This window comes from Escherichia sp. E2748, from assembly GCF_005781125.1.
Lineage (GTDB): Bacteria > Pseudomonadota > Gammaproteobacteria > Enterobacterales > Enterobacteriaceae > Escherichia.
The window spans coordinates 1-14,641 of the sequence record NZ_VATP01000003.1 but is presented as its reverse complement, the minus strand read 5'-3'; the positions used below and the strand labels follow the sequence as shown (position 1 = coordinate 14,641).

At 49.0% G+C, this 14,641-nt stretch carries 12 protein-coding genes and 2 pseudogenes; 12 read left to right on the top strand and 2 right to left on the bottom strand.

Annotation, left to right across the window (positions count from 1 at the left end; translation table 11 throughout):
• Positions 1-181: 181 nt before the first annotated feature.
• Both FEK42_RS05795 and FEK42_RS05790 read right to left on the bottom strand, forming a co-directional pair.
• Positions 182-517 carry a lysozyme inhibitor LprI family protein gene (locus FEK42_RS05795; protein ID WP_130207945.1) on the bottom strand — a complete coding sequence of 112 codons (336 nt, stop codon included), beginning with the start codon at positions 515-517 and terminating at the stop codon, positions 182-184.
• Positions 514-1,005: a hypothetical protein gene (locus FEK42_RS05790; RefSeq protein ID WP_131162482.1), complete on the bottom strand. Its 492-nt coding sequence runs from the start codon at positions 1,003-1,005 to the stop codon at positions 514-516. The genes FEK42_RS05795 and FEK42_RS05790 overlap by 4 nt, the downstream gene beginning before the upstream one ends.
• Positions 1,006-1,646: 641 nt before the next feature.
• Between FEK42_RS05790 and tssB the strand changes: the two genes are divergently transcribed.
• The 12 genes and pseudogenes from tssB to FEK42_RS05730 all read left to right on the top strand — a co-directional run bounded on the left by tssB (position 1,647) and on the right by FEK42_RS05730 (position 14,417).
• Entirely contained in the window at positions 1,647-2,144 is a 498-nt protein-coding gene (gene tssB, locus FEK42_RS05785) for a type VI secretion system contractile sheath small subunit (RefSeq protein ID WP_130207941.1), read from the top strand.
• Positions 2,145-2,177: 33 nt separating this feature from the next.
• Positions 2,178-3,725 (top strand): type VI secretion system contractile sheath large subunit, encoded by a 1,548-nt coding sequence (tssC, locus tag FEK42_RS05780; protein WP_130207939.1) that lies wholly within the window; start codon positions 2,178-2,180, stop codon positions 3,723-3,725.
• Between the two features lie 18 nt (positions 3,726-3,743).
• A pseudogene (gene tssK / locus FEK42_RS05775) lies at positions 3,744-4,010 on the top strand (type VI secretion system baseplate subunit TssK); the annotation flags it as partial.
• A 2-nt stretch (positions 4,011-4,012) separates the two neighbouring features.
• Positions 4,013-4,690, top strand: a pseudogene (locus FEK42_RS05770) (OmpA family protein); the annotation flags it as partial.
• 4 nt (positions 4,691-4,694) lie between these two features.
• The gene (gene hcp, locus FEK42_RS05765; protein WP_024558534.1) at positions 4,695-5,186 is read left to right on the top strand and encodes a type VI secretion system effector Hcp; all 492 of its coding nucleotides are present in this window, start codon (positions 4,695-4,697) and stop codon (positions 5,184-5,186) included.
• A 176-nt stretch (positions 5,187-5,362) separates the two neighbouring features.
• Positions 5,363-8,002, top strand: a complete 2,640-nt coding sequence (gene tssH, locus FEK42_RS05760) for a type VI secretion system ATPase TssH (protein WP_135492320.1) — start codon at positions 5,363-5,365, stop codon at positions 8,000-8,002.
• A 101-nt stretch (positions 8,003-8,103) separates the two neighbouring features.
• Positions 8,104-9,699, top strand: coding sequence for a type VI secretion system protein TssA (gene tssA, locus FEK42_RS05755; protein WP_135492322.1), 1,596 nt, complete (start codon positions 8,104-8,106; stop codon positions 9,697-9,699).
• A gap of 229 nt (positions 9,700-9,928) precedes the next feature.
• On the top strand, positions 9,929-10,174 hold the full coding sequence (locus tag FEK42_RS23185) for a type VI secretion system baseplate subunit TssF (protein ID WP_135492324.1): 246 nt from the start codon (positions 9,929-9,931) through the stop codon (positions 10,172-10,174).
• Positions 10,167-10,616: a type VI secretion system baseplate subunit TssE gene (gene tssE, locus FEK42_RS05745; RefSeq protein WP_135492326.1), complete on the top strand. Its 450-nt coding sequence runs from the start codon at positions 10,167-10,169 to the stop codon at positions 10,614-10,616. The genes FEK42_RS23185 and tssE overlap by 8 nt, the downstream gene beginning before the upstream one ends.
• A gap of 123 nt (positions 10,617-10,739) precedes the next feature.
• Positions 10,740-12,143, top strand: coding sequence for a VasL domain-containing protein (locus FEK42_RS05740; protein ID WP_135492328.1), 1,404 nt, complete (start codon positions 10,740-10,742; stop codon positions 12,141-12,143).
• Positions 12,144-12,447: 304 nt separating this feature from the next.
• Entirely contained in the window at positions 12,448-13,575 is a 1,128-nt protein-coding gene (locus tag FEK42_RS05735; RefSeq protein WP_138211764.1) for a site-specific DNA-methyltransferase, read from the top strand.
• A complete protein-coding gene (locus tag FEK42_RS05730) occupies positions 13,572-14,417 on the top strand; it encodes a NotI family restriction endonuclease (protein ID WP_135492330.1) in 846 nt (281 codons plus the stop codon). Before FEK42_RS05735 ends, FEK42_RS05730 begins: the two co-directional genes overlap by 4 nt.
• Positions 14,418-14,641 lie beyond the last annotated feature (224 nt).

The following is a 14,641-nucleotide window of genomic DNA, read 5'->3' as shown; positions in this document are numbered from 1 at the left end:
ATAAATATGTTTTTAAATCAAACAGGGGCGCATTTATCACCGTATATATTTTCAGTGGAAACTATTATTAAATTAAAAAATAATAATGGGGATTATCATTCGCTAACCAATAACTGTGCACACTGATAAGGAAGTGCCTCGCATGAAGGCACTTCCAACAACCAACGAGCCCACTCTGGATTCAGAGTGGTTTGTTAATCGCGTCATAAAGATGGTTCAACGTTGTTAAGCGCTTTCTGTATATTTCTCTCAGGCAGGGTTTGTCACTGCCACAACGGCGTCGTTCTGTCAGCCACTGTGCCTGTGATTCTTTTAGTTCCCCGGCGGCACCCATTGCGTAAAGCCCATGGAGAAATTTGTATTTAACGCTCATCTCCACATCCATGTCATTGAGGGTACGCGATGCACAAATCGCTTTTTCATCCGCACTGCGGGCCAGTCGACAGTCAAAACTGGCTGCCGTGACAGAGAAAGCAGGCAACGTAATGATGAGAAATGCCGTAAGTATATTTTTCACTGGTTGGCTCCTTCAGAAAGAATAACTGGCCCTGGAGCCATGGTCAGGGCTCTGTTTCTCGTCAGCCTGAATCCTGTTGCTTCCCCGGTTTTTACTGACAGTTGACATTCGAAGTGAAACGGCGTCCAGCTAATCCCCCTACGGTACTGGCCATTGCCTGTCAGTAGTGCAGGTGAGAGCAGTCGCTGCATATTATGTTTTCCCTGATCGAAAATAACCTTATCTACGTCGGGGTACTGCTTCTGCAGCTCTTTTAGTGCGAGCGGTCGGCAAATAAATTCGGCTACGCGCTGAGCTTCAGTCCAGTTGTTATTGACAAAATTACGGTCATTCGTCCCTTTTACCTCACGATTGATGACACTATTCAGATGTTTTACCTGGACAGAGTTCAATGTGACGTTCGTTGCAAATGCAAATCCGGTATACATACAGGATATCGCAGTAATAACAACCAAATACTTACTAATCCGAAATACTCCATTACGCATAAGTACCTACTTTTACTGTGCAATTACAATGTCTATGTGAATATAAGTGGTGAAAATAAATAATTTGCTGCGCTGCATCAATGTTTATGCTTAATCAGAGTATTCCTGAAGAGGCTTCTGGATGCAAAAATGCAAAATTCCGATTGCCTTAAATAAAAATATTAATAAGTAAACCTTCCTTCTACGGTATTTAACCTAATAGAAACTGGTTTGACTTTAAGCTGGAGCGTGCAAAGAGAAAATGCCAGTGCACGGTGAATATTCACGGTTTACTTTAGTGATAGGTTTTATATACAAACGAATTACTTCGATATTACATCGCAAAAACACTCAGGGCTGCCGCCTGAGGACCATGAAGAATGTTGTTATATAATAAGTCAACATTTCGCACTTTGTACAATCTGGGTTAGGGTATAAAAATAATGTAGTTACGTAATGAAAATATAATTCAGAACATGTATAGAGTCGTTTTTAATTGCTTGATATGTCTGAAATTATTTTTGTTTTTTGGCAGATTTCTTATTGTTTTTTATACTCAATTTATTGATCTATATTGTTTTTTTGAAATTGATATTGCCCTAGTATCTGGTTAAGGAAATATTGTTGTTAATTTGACTTTAACTGAATTACGTGAGGGAACTATGAGTGACAGCTTCCAGCGGGAGATCCCGAAGGCCCGTATTAATCTAAAATTAGAACTGCATACAGGTGGCGCAAGCAAAAAAATGGAATTACCCCTTAAGTTACTTATTGCGGGTGATTTTAGTAATGGTCAGGAATCCGCGCCATTATCAGAACGTAAAAAAGTTAATCTTAACAAAAATAACTTTGATGCAGTCCTTTTTGATTATTCCCCAAAAGTAAATCTTATCGTTAAAAATACGCTTGCTGATGACGATAGCGAAGACAGCATCAAACTGACATTCCGCAGTATAAAGGATTTTTCCCCGGAACAAGTCTCCAGGCAAATACCGCAGCTGAAGGCCATGCTTTCCATGCGTAATTTACTTCGTGATTTAAAAGCAAATCTTCTGGATAACCAGGCTTTCCGCAAAGAACTGGAAAATATTCTGCTGGACCCGGCATTAAGCGCAGAACTCAGAGCCGAACTCTCAGCCCTGGCTCCAAAACAGCCATAACGATCATGACGATTTAACGGATTAATAAGGAATATGTTGATGTCTGTAAATAATGAGAATGCCACTGCTGGCGAGAGTGTGGTCCTTGAACGTCCTGTGGCAAGTGGAGTTTATGCGTCCCTGTTTGAAAAAATTAATCTGAGCCCAGTCTCAGAGTTGAGTGCACTGGATATTTGGCAGGATGCACAGGCGATGTCGGATGCGACCGCGGATGAACGTTTAACGGCCGGGATGCAAGTGTTCCTGGAATGTCTGACTAAATCCGGCTCTAAAGTTGAAAAGCTCGACAAAAATTTGATTGACCACCATATCGCTGAACTGGATTACCAGATAAGTCGTCAACTTGATGCTGTTATGCATCATGAGGCCTTTCAGGCGGTAGAAAGCCTGTGGCGGGGCGTGAAATCGTTGGTTGATAAAACCGATTTCCGCCAGAACGTGAAAGTTGAACTGCTGGATATCTCTAAAGAAGACCTGCGCCAGGATTTTGAAGATAGCCCGGAAATTATCCAGAGTGGTTTGTACAAACACACATATATCGATGAGTATGACACTCCGGGCGGCGAGCCGATTGCTGCGCTGATTTCCTCTTACGAGTTTGATGCTTCTGCGCAGGACGTGGCGCTGATGCGTAATTTGTCAAAAGTGTCTGCTGCGGCACATATGCCCTTTATCGGTTCTGCGGGGCCGAAATTTTTCCTGAAAGAGTCAATGGAAGAGGTCGCGGCCATCAAAGATATTGGTAACTACTTTGATCGCGCCGAGTACATTAAATGGAAAAGTTTCAGGGATACGGATGACTCCCGATACATGGGGCTGGTCATGCCTCGCGTGCTGGGCCGTTTGCCGTATGGCCCGGACACAGTACCGGTACGTAGTTTTAACTATGTTGAAGAAGTAAAAGGCCCGGATCACGATAAATACCTGTGGACCAATGCCTCCTTCGCTTTTGCGGCTAACATGGTGAAAAGCTTCATCAACAACGGCTGGTGCGTGCAAATCCGTGGCCCACAGGCCGGGGGGGCAGTGCAGGACTTGCCCATTCATCTGTATGATCTCGGTACGGGTAATCAGGTCAAAATTCCGTCAGAGGTGATGATCCCGGAAACCCGCGAATTTGAGTTCGCAAATCTTGGATTTATTCCCCTGTCGTACTACAAAAACCGCGATTATGCCTGTTTCTTCTCGGCGAACTCCACGCAAAAACCTGCGCTCTACGACACTGCTGATGCCACTGCTAATAGCCGCATCAATGCGCGTTTGCCGTACATCTTCCTGCTTTCGCGAATCGCTCATTACCTGAAGCTGATTCAACGGGAAAACATTGGTACAACCAAGGATCGTCGTCTGCTGGAACTGGAGCTTAATACCTGGGTTCGTGGTCTTGTGACAGAAATGACCGATCCGGGCGATGACTTGCAGGCTTCTCACCCGCTGCGTGACGCGAAAGTGCTGGTGGAAGATATCGGGGATAACCCAGGCTTCTTCCGCGTGAAACTCTTTGCTATCCCCCACTTCCAGGTGGAAGGGATGGACATCAACCTATCACTGGTTTCCCAGATGCCAAAAGCCAAGTCGTAAGGCGAGGGGAAATCAAGGATGAAAATTTTTCGCCCACTTTGGGAGGACGGGGCTGCGCTGGCCCCGCAACAGTTCCAGCAGCAGGCCCGCTGGAATGCGCACGTTGCCGATACCGTTGCAAGGATGGGGATTTCCCATCCCTGGGGCGTGGTGAATGCTGAATTTGACACCGCCGCCCTGGCGCTGTCACGGCTAAATGCTACCCGTCTGGTGGTACGTTTCCAGGATGGCACGATCGTTGATACCGACCTGGCGGATAATCTTCCTCCGGTTTGTGATTTATCCGTCGCAATGTCGGCGACCACCTTGCCTTATACCACCATCTTACTGACACACCGGCAGAACCTAAACTCCAGGCCCAACAGCGTCTGCGCGCTGATGGTGCACTGCTGGATGACTGGCATCGTCGCGGTGAGCCTGTGCGTTATCGCCTCGGACTGTATCAGGGACTGCGTCTTGTACCTGTTATTGAAGCCGTCATGGATGACCTGGCACCACCGTCGTTCTCTTCACCTGTTATCCAAAAAATCGTCCCGGGGCAGAAGATTATCCGCCTCGACAGTATGTCGCTATTTGATTCCGGCAAATCGGTGCTGAAGGCCGGGTCCACCAAAATGTTGGTTAATTCACTGGTGGGAGTCAGAGCAAAACCGGGCTGGTTGATTGTGGTCGCTGGCCACACGGATAACACCGGGAACGCACAACTAAACCAGACGCTTTCTCAGAAACGTGCCGAAGCGGTGCGCGTCTGGATGCATGAAACCGGTGACGTACCGGAAAGCTGTTTTGCGGTACAGGGCTATGGCGAAAGCCGTCCGGTCGCAACCAATGACACCCCAGAGGGCCGTGCGCTCAACCGGCGTGTCGAAATCAGTCTGGTACCGCAGGCTAATGCCTGTCAGATACCTGGACACACCCTGGCGTCATCGCAGGATGATGGCGCATCACAACATAATGGAGAGTAATTCCATGGCAATACCTGTTTATCTTTGGCTGAAGGACGATGGCGGCGCGGACATCAAAGGGTCTGTGGACGTTCAGGATCGTGAAGGCAGCATCGAAGTCGTGGCTCAGGAACACAACCTGTACATCCCGACTGATAACAACACAGGCAAACTGACCGGCACCCGTATCCATACCCCGTTCCTGTTCACCAAGGAAATCGACTCCTCCAGCCCGTACTTGTACAAGGCAGTGACCACCGGTCAGACCCTCAAGTCTGCCGAATTCAAGTGGTACAAAATCAACGACGCAGGCCAGGAAGTGGAGTACTTCAACACCAAACTTGAGAACGTGAAAGTGGTGAAGGTGAATCCTGAAATGTATGACATCAAGGATCCTTCTAAAGAGAAGCACAACCACCTTGAGCGCATTGAACTGCGTTACGAAAAAATCACCTGGACCTACAAAGACGGCAACATCATTCATTCCGATTCCTGGAACGAACGCGCTACCGCCTAAGCCACGAGCGGACAGAGTTTCTCTGTCCGTTTTTTGTTTTTGCTGAACGTCTGAAGCCAACGGGCTTTCAGCAAAAACTCCACAATCTGTCAGCACGACCGTATGCGCTTTGGTCTTCCTCACGGAAAACAGCGAGGGGCGGTAGTGTGTTCAGAAACCGACAAAGAGAGATATTCATGGAAAATCCAGCCATTTTGCTGCGACGTCTGAATCCTTATTGCGCCCGTGCGATGGAAGGCGCGGCTTCACTCTGTCAGATTCGCGCGCATGCGGAAATTTTGCCAGAGCACTGGCTGCTGAAACTTCTTGAGCAGGGCGAGGGGGATCTCACAGTGCTGGCACGCCGCTACGAGTGGGACATGGACACTCTCTGGCAAGATTTGCTTGCCTGGCTCGACAAACAACCGCGCTCGGTGCGCCATCGCCCGCAGCTTTCAGAAAATATCCAGATATTGATGCAACAAGCCTGGCTGATTGCCTCACTGGCGGGAGAAGAACAGATTCGAAGTCACCACCTGCTGATGGCGCTGGTGGCTAAACAGAAGCTGGTGCGCTGCGATGGTCTGTGGCCATTGCTGACTCTGGGCCAGAGCCAGTTAGAGTGCCTGCGCCCGCTACTGGATGCCCAGTCAGACGAGCGAGCGCAGGTACAGCAGGAAGCCGAAATTACGGGGAGCCACGGTGGGGACGTGGAGTTTATCGGGCGTCCAGTAGGGAGTGAGATGAAAGATGGGGAACTGAGTCCGGCGCTGCAGAATGCGCTGGATAAATTCACCCATGACGTCACCGCCCAGGCGCGTGAAGGTAAAATTGATCCGGTATTTGGCCGCGATAGTGAAATCCGCCAGATGGTGGACATTCTTTCTCGTCGCCGAAAAAATAACCCAATCCTGGTCGGTGAGCCAGGTGTCGGGAAAACCGCACTGGTTGAAGGTCTGGCGCTCAGAATCTCTGACGGTAATGTCCCTGAATCCCTCAAACCGGTGGTGCTACGCACTCTTGACCTCGGGCTGCTGCAGGCGGGGGCGGGAGTGAAGGGGGAATTTGAGCAGCGCCTGAAAAACGTGATTAATGCTGTACAGCAGTCTCCGGTACCTATCTTGCTGTTTATCGATGAGGCCCATACCATCATCGGCGCAGGTAACCAGGCTGGTGGTGCTGATGCTGCCAATTTGCTGAAACCTGCCCTGGCGCGCGGTGAGTTACGTACCATCGCCGCGACGACCTGGTCTGAGTATAAACAATACTTTGAGCGCGATGCCGCACTCGAACGCCGCTTCCAGATGGTGAAAGTTGACGAGCCGGACGACGACACGGCTTGTCTGATGTTGCGTGGCCTGAAATCCCGTTATGCCGAACATCATAATGTGCACATCACTGATGATGCGGTGTGCGCTGCCGTTACGTTATCCCGACGTTATCTGACAGGCCGTCAACTCCCGGACAAAGCCGTTGACCTGCTCGACACTGCAAGCGCTCGCGTGCGTATGAGTCTCGACACCGTACCCGAACAGTTGACCCGTATCCGTTCCCGGATTACCTCTCTTAAAATGGAGAGACAAGCTCTACAGGAAGACATTACCGTCGGTAATCAAAACCACGGTGAACGCTTGACGGCAATTGAACAGGAAGAGAAAAACGTCATCGTTGAACTCCACGAACTTGAAACCCAGTACGGCCAGGAACTGAAACTTACTGAACAACTACGGGAATGCCGCCAGGACATTTCCCGTCAGAGCGAAACGCATGCCCTGCAACAGGAGCTGAACGGTTTACAGCAGGGCAATCCGTTGTTGTCGGTGGATGTGGATGTGCGCACTGTTGCAACAGTGATTGCCGACTGGACCGGCGTGCCGCTTTCTTCGCTGATGAAAGACGAACAGACTGAACTGCTTACCCTGGAAAATGAAATCGGTAAACGTGTAGTCGGTCAGAATATTGCGCTTGAAGCCATCGCCCGGCGCCTGCGCGCCGCTAAAACTGGCCTCACCTCTGAGAACGGTCTACAGGGTGTATTCCTGCTGGTTGGTCCAAGCGGTGTAGGAAAAACTGAAACCGCGCTGGCGCTGGCGGATGTGCTGTACGGTGGCGAAAAATCGCTGATTACCATTAACCTGTCGGAATACCAGGAGCCACACACAGTTTCCCAGCTGAAAGGTTCTCCACCTGGTTACGTCGGCTACGGCCAGGGCGGCATCCTTACCGAAGCCGTGCGTAAGCGTCCGTACAGTGTGGTGCTGCTCGATGAAGTCGAAAAAGCGCACCGTGACGTGATGAATCTGTTCTATCAGGTATTCGATCGTGGTTTTATGCGCGACGGCGAAGGGCGAGAAATTGACTTCCGCAATACCGTTATTTTGATGACCTCCAACCTTGGTAGCGACCACCTGATGCAGTTGCTGGAGGAACAACCGGAAGCCACCGAGGCAGACCTGCACGAACTGCTGCGCCCGATACTGCGCGACCACTTCCAGCCTGCGCTGCTCGCCCGTTTCCAGACCGTGATTTACCGTCCGCTGGCAGAAGCAGCCATGCACACGATTGTGGAGATGAAACTCTCCCAGGTCAGCCAGCGCTTACAGCGCCACTACGGCCTGACCACGCTGATTGACGAAAGTCTGTACGACGCGCTGACCGCAGCCTGCCTGTTACCGGACACCGGGGCGCGCAATGTCGACAGCTTACTCAACCAACAAATTCTGCCGGTGCTGAGTCAGCAATTGCTGATTCATATGGCGGCGAAACAAAAGCCAGCGTCGTTGACGCTGGGGTGGAATGATGAAGAAGGGGTTGTGCTGGAGTTTAAATATGACTGAAGGAACCTTATGAGTCTGACAGATACCATCTTCAGCACGGCGAAAGTGGTAGTGACAGACCCGGTCGCCAGCACGAACCGTGATGCGGTGGAGGTCAATTGATGAGCACGTTAAATGCCCTGGTTAGCGCCTGTCAGACAGAGCCGACGACACTCCTTGACGCTACCCGTGAGCGAGTGGTGCAGTGGAGCAATTGGCTGCAGCCGTTACCCGGAGAGTCATCAGTGGGGGATGACCCAGGTTATGACGATGGCTTCCAGCAAATGCGCGAGGAGGTCAACAAACTTTCCGGGGCGGATACTGAGCTTATCTGCCAGTTGGCGGAGAAAGTGCTCACCACCACCGCTAAAGACATTCGTGTGGCGACGTATTACTGCTGGGCCAGGTTGCATCGTGAAGGCGAGCAGGGGCTGGCAGAGGGACTCGAACTGCTGGCGGGTCTGATAGACCGTTTCGGTGTGCAACTGCATCCACAGCGCAACCGCAGCCGTAAGGCAGCACTGGAGTGGCTGGCAGGTTCACGCATGACGGATTCTCTTTCACTGTATCCGGAAGTGGTCAGGGAAGATGCGCTGCGCACCATCGGTGCGCTGCTGCTGATAGCGCAGCTCACCGAAAATGAGCCGGATGAAACCCGCCCAGAACTTAACGCGCTGTATGGTGCGCTGGAAAACCGCCTGCAGAAAGCGGGCGGTGTGGATGCAGTTGTACCGCAGAACGCCAGTACTACTGAGACACTTTCCACTGCGAGTCACAGCGATGCCCCAGCTATCGGGAGAATCACTTCCGGTCAGGATTTGCTGGCGCAGGCGCGCACACTCAGCGAATATCTGCGCGAACAGCCCGACGGTTGGTTGTCGGCGCACCATCTGATGAAAAGTCTGCGTCACGATACCCTGCAGGCTATTCCGGCTCCAGATGCACAGGGGCGAACTCGCATCGAACCCCCAAGAGCAGACCAGCGAGCGCTGCTCAAACGTCTGTACCTGCAGCAAAACTGGGCTGAAATTCTGGAAACGGCAGACAGTACCTTTTCCCGCGGTGCTAACCACCTGTGGCTGGATCTGCAATGGTATATCCACCAGGCGCTGACGAAGTCCGGTAAGGAGATAGTGGCTGACATTATTGCCGCTGATCTGAAGGGGCTACTGACTCGACTATCCGGGCTGGAGACGCTGGCATTCAGTGACGGTACGCCGTTTGCTGATGAGGTGACGCTTAACTGGATCCAGCAGAGCGTACTGGATACCACCGCTGGGTGGGGCAAAGAAACGCCTTCCGCCCGTATGGCCGAAGTGAATGACGACATTCTGGCTCTGGAGTCGGAAGCCGTGGCGCTGGCGGACAGCGAAAGCCCGGATGCGGCACTGAGCTGGTTACAGCATCGACCAGGCATCGCCACTGCGCGGCAGCAGTGGCTGCTTCGCCTGCTAATGGGGCGTATTGCAGAACAGTACGGAAAAAATGAGCTCGCGGTGCACCTGTTTGCAGAGCTGGGTGAGCGTGCCACAGAAGTGGCCCTTAGCGACTGGGAACCCGAGCTGCTGTTTGAGGTACAGGCCCGTCATCTGAAACTCCTCAGACTGAAAGCCAGTCGCAGTGAGGCTGACAAGATTCGCCTCGGGCCTGCTATGGAAAAATTGCTAGGCGGGCTGATTCAGCTCGATCCGGCGCGGGCCGCGGTGTTATGTGGTTAGAGAAAGTTATTGGCTGGATAAAAGGAGGATGAATAAGTGTGGCTCATAATTTATAGCAAGGTACTTTCTCACATTTTTTATCTGGTCAGTCATTCAGAAAAATAACTACTGAATTTGAGATTTTAAATGAGGAGATAAAACCTATGTCTCTGACTACTCGCGAAGTGGTGAGATAACTTCCACTTTTGGGGAAGAAAACATTGTTTCCTATATTTTGAGTAACTATTTTATGGCAAATTTAACCCCGCGTTATTACGACGCAGAAATGCGCTACCTGCGTGAAGCCGCGAAAGAGTTTGCACACAATCATCCGGACCGGGCAGCGATGTTAGACCTGGATAAGGTCGGCACTCCGGATCAGGTGAATAACACCTGGCGGATCGTGTTGAGTCGTGACGACCTTGACCCGGATTCAGCCAGAATCATTGAAGCAGGGAGTGAACGGTTGACTCTGAAGGCGTTGAAAGATGAATGACACTCCGCGTCCGTCGCTATATGAAACCCTGTTTGGGAATTTTACCGGAGGTCTGGATCTGAATCAGGTTAGCGAGCAGAACCAGATAATCCTCTCAGTACTGGACAATATGCAGCGCATTCTTAACAGTCGTGCCGGCACGCTGGCACATCTGCCGGACTATGGTCTACCGGATATGACCAAAATTCTCCAGGGAATGCCGGGGACGGCGCATGAAATGATGTGGACGTTATCTACCGTACTGCTCAAATATGAGCCGCGTCTGAAAAAAATAACCGTTGTTCTGCTGGAACAGGAAGTTCCTGGCGAGCTGTGCTATGCCATTGACGCTGAACTCAAAGATGTTGGTCTGGTGCGTTATGGAACTGAATTTATGCCTGAAGGGCGAGTCCTGTTGAGACACCTGAAACAGCAGTATCTCGACACGGCAGCTCGTATTTAAGGCCTGGTTTTAGCGTTTCTCCCTAACCCCGTCAGTATCTGCTACGCCCTGAATATGCAGAACACCAAGCTGCATAAACAATCATCTTTTATAACCGCAAGTACGTCAGATGGATAACTGGTCATGAATGACATTACCCCACGTAGAATTAAAACCGGCGGTGACCCGCGAAGGCTACCGGATTATGCCGCTTTGTGTGATGAACTCAATAAGCTAACGCATCCGGCACGTCCTGATGTGAACTGGCGTTATGCCGAAAAACTGTGTCTTTCACTGTTTGAGCAAAATGGTGTTGAGCTGCAGACTGCGGCCTGGTATACGCTGGCCCGTACGCAGCTGGCCGGATTGTTTGGTCTGAATGAAGGGTTGGCAATACTGGAGGCTCTGATAAGCCATCAGTGGGGCGTGCTTTGGCCACAGCCTGTCCATGTTCGGATTGAGATCCTCAGTAATCTGAGCCAGCGTTTGCAACAACGGATGCGCTCACTTCCGCTGAAATACAGCGACCTTAGCCAACTGTATCGGGCAGAGCAACTGCTTACCCGTTTGGGGGCAGTTTTACAGCGCCTGGAACTCAGACATCTCAGTCAGCTGGATACATTGCGTACCCTGATACATAACAACGCTGTCAGGCTGGAGAACAGCGATGACACAATCTGTACAGGGGCGACAATTCAGTCGGGTATCGTTTCGCATGCTCCGGTCATGAATGACGTGGGTATAACAACAGGTTCCCATACTGGTCGTTCGTTTGAAGAGATCCGGGCGCCAGACAGTGCAGTGCAATGGGTGTACGTTACACAGCCGAACGTGGAGGTACTGCCGGCAATACCTGAGCCAGTAAAAAAATGGAAATCTTTTGTCGGTGGGATGTGTACCATGCTGGTGATAGGTGCAGCAACGCTATGGACGTGGCAGTTTTTGCATCGGCCGGACCCGTTACAAACCCAGTTTACTGCCTCTCTGGCACCGTTACCCGCAGTACTCACGCCTGAACAATTGGATTTATTGCGTCAGCAATCTCCGTTGCCACAAGCTTTAATTACGCAAACACAACAGCAGCTTACGCTTCTGGACAAGCTACCGCCGGACTGGCTCATAACCCGGGAAAGGCAGCTTGTCGAACAGGCCCAGGTGATATGGCCGGAGCGCGCAAAGCCCCTGATACAGCAGTGGCAGCAACAATTTAATGTCGCTGCGTTGCCGACAGAAAATTTGAATGGCTGGCATCAGGGAATGGTTACGCTACAGAAACTGAGTGAACGACTGAACGGGCTGGATGAGCATAAGGGGAAATACATGACGGTCAGTGAGCTGAAGTCAGTGGTGTTTTCAACGATACAGTCTTTTAATCAATCCATACCGGCTGAAGAGCAACTGCGGATACTGGAACAGTCGTCGGCAGGACAACCACTTCCTCCTGCCGAAGGGGCTGAGGCAGAGATGCATCTGAAACAGCTCATCGCCAGATATGCCGACATTAGACAGAATGCTTTGAAATTAAAAGGCGTTAACGATTACGAATGACCTGTAGCAACGATCTGAAATTTACCGTAGCCAGAAAAAGAAAAAGCCCCGCTTTGCAGCGAGGCCTTATAAATTTGGTGCCGGACTCGGAATCGAACCAAGGATTCGTTTCTACAACGACGAAATCACCGAATAACAATGAGTTACCTTTACGCTTCGATTCTGAATGTACCACTGTTTTGTACTACATAGCAACATCTGCTCTACTTAAGGTTATGAAGTGAGTGAAGGCAGAAATCTGAGCTGGAAAATGGTATCCTCTAAGGCAACCAACTCCCTTATGAATGTCGTACGGTGTCGCTAGATGGAAAAGAACTTAGATTTTGAATTTGGAAATCACACAGTAACAGAAAGTTATGAGAAAAAGACAACGTGTGTTCATGATTCTTTCTCTGAGGCTTTGACTATTTACAAACATGCGGAAGGATGCTCCCCGCTTTTGATGTGTGGCGACGCTCTTGACGTTTTGGCACAGCTCCCCTCTGATTCTATCGATTTTATCATGACTTCTCCTCCATACTGGGGAAAACGAGAGTATGAGAATGGAGGGATCGGATTAGAAATTGATCCTATGGACTTTGTTAGAAATTTGGCTGAAATCTGTTTACAGATAAAGAGAGTCTTGAAGCCAACAGGATCGTTTTGGTTGAATCTTGGAGACACATATAAAGATAAAGCTCTATTAGGATTACCTTGGCGTGTAGCTTTTGAGCTAACGGATAACCAAGGATGGATTCTTAGGAATAGTGTCATTTGGAATAAGTTGAAAGGCGGCATGGATAATAGTGCTGACCGTCTCGGTAATGTGCACGAGAATATATTTCATTTCGTTAAGAAAAACAAAGGTTACTACTATAACGCGGACGCAATTCGTACTAAACCTAGAGATGCCAAAGTAGTTAATGGTTCAGTGGTATCAGCAACTGGTGTCTCTGGTGTCAGATATAAAAGACAAATAGAGCTATCTACGACATTAACTCCACAAGAGAAAGTGAATGCTCTGTCAGCATTGAATTGTATGCTTGATGATATTTCAGCTGGAAAATTCTCTGATTTCAGAATGGTTATCCGTGGACAACAAAGGACCACTCATTCAGAAAGTGAGAAAGTATCTGGAAGGGCAAAAGAACTCAGGGATAAGGGGTTTTATTTCCTACGTTATCATCCTAAGGGCAGCAAGCCCGCTGATGTTTGGGATATTTTGCCAGAGGATACTCAAAAGAGAAAATCCCACTTCGCAGCATACCCATTGGATCTTTGTAGAATTCCAATTCTAGCTACTTGCCCAGAAGATGGGATAGCATTGGACCCATTCTCTGGTACTGGTTCAACATTGATTGCTGCATACGAATTAGGTCGTAAATCTGTTGGGATTGATATATCTGAAAGCTATTTAAAACTTACTATGGAAAGGTTTAAGTTATTAAAATGAGCAAGATTATAGAAATTTTCGGGTTGGATACCTACTCAGAACAAAACTGGGAAAGCGTGATTCAAGAGCAATGTTGTCCTTTTAGGCAAAGAATTTGCTTCAAAACTAGAAAATCAGACTCGAGTATCGCCATTGGTACATGTTCGGTACTCTATGGCAGAGATCCTCGACCAATTATGATCTGCCCTGCAAGGCTTTTGGAGCGAGGTCAGATATTTGCAGATTGCCTACATTTGCTTACCAACCATGAACCAGGCAATGAATTGCATGTAGTGCCAGAGGTTAAAATTCCAGGCGGAAACGTTGACTTCTTTTTGGTTTCTGTAAGAAATGGCAGAGTGAAGGATTTTGTTGGTATTGAGTTACAAACTATGGATACCACAGGGACAGTATGGCCTGAAAGGCAGCGTTTTTTGAGAGAGGTTAATATTACTCCAAGCGATGATGCTGAGCACTCAACCAAACCATACGGGATCAACTGGAAGATGACGGCCAAAACTATTTTGGTTCAAATGCATCACAAGGTAAAGACTTTTGAGCATATAAACAAAAAGCTTGTGTTAGTGGTCCAAGATCATTTGCTGAATTATATGGCAGGCGAGTTTAATTTTGCTCATTTGAATCAACCAGCAAGACTAGGCGATTCACTGCATTTTCATTCTTACAGTATGAACCGTATTGAAGAACAATACAGAATTGGTATGAATGCGAGGCTAAGTACTGATGATGACGGTATTTCGCAATGTTTAGGGCTTCAGGCTGAGGCTCGTGTTGAGCTTGAGCAAATAATCCTTGTTCTTGAAAGAAAAATCGGGCCAATGACACTGTTTAGAATGTTTTAATGTAGGCCCCAATCAGGGGCCGTTATCAACACCTGCCTTTTTACTATTGCTGTCATCCAAATCGAAGGCTTGAAGATGAGTATTATGATTTAATTCTGTCTTTACTATCGATTTTAATCATTAATCGATTTTGCTTATGCAGTAGATTATTCATAATAATACTCCCGCTTAGAGCTGCCATCAGGATGAACAGGCCAGTACTTCTGTAAGTATCCCGCATAATC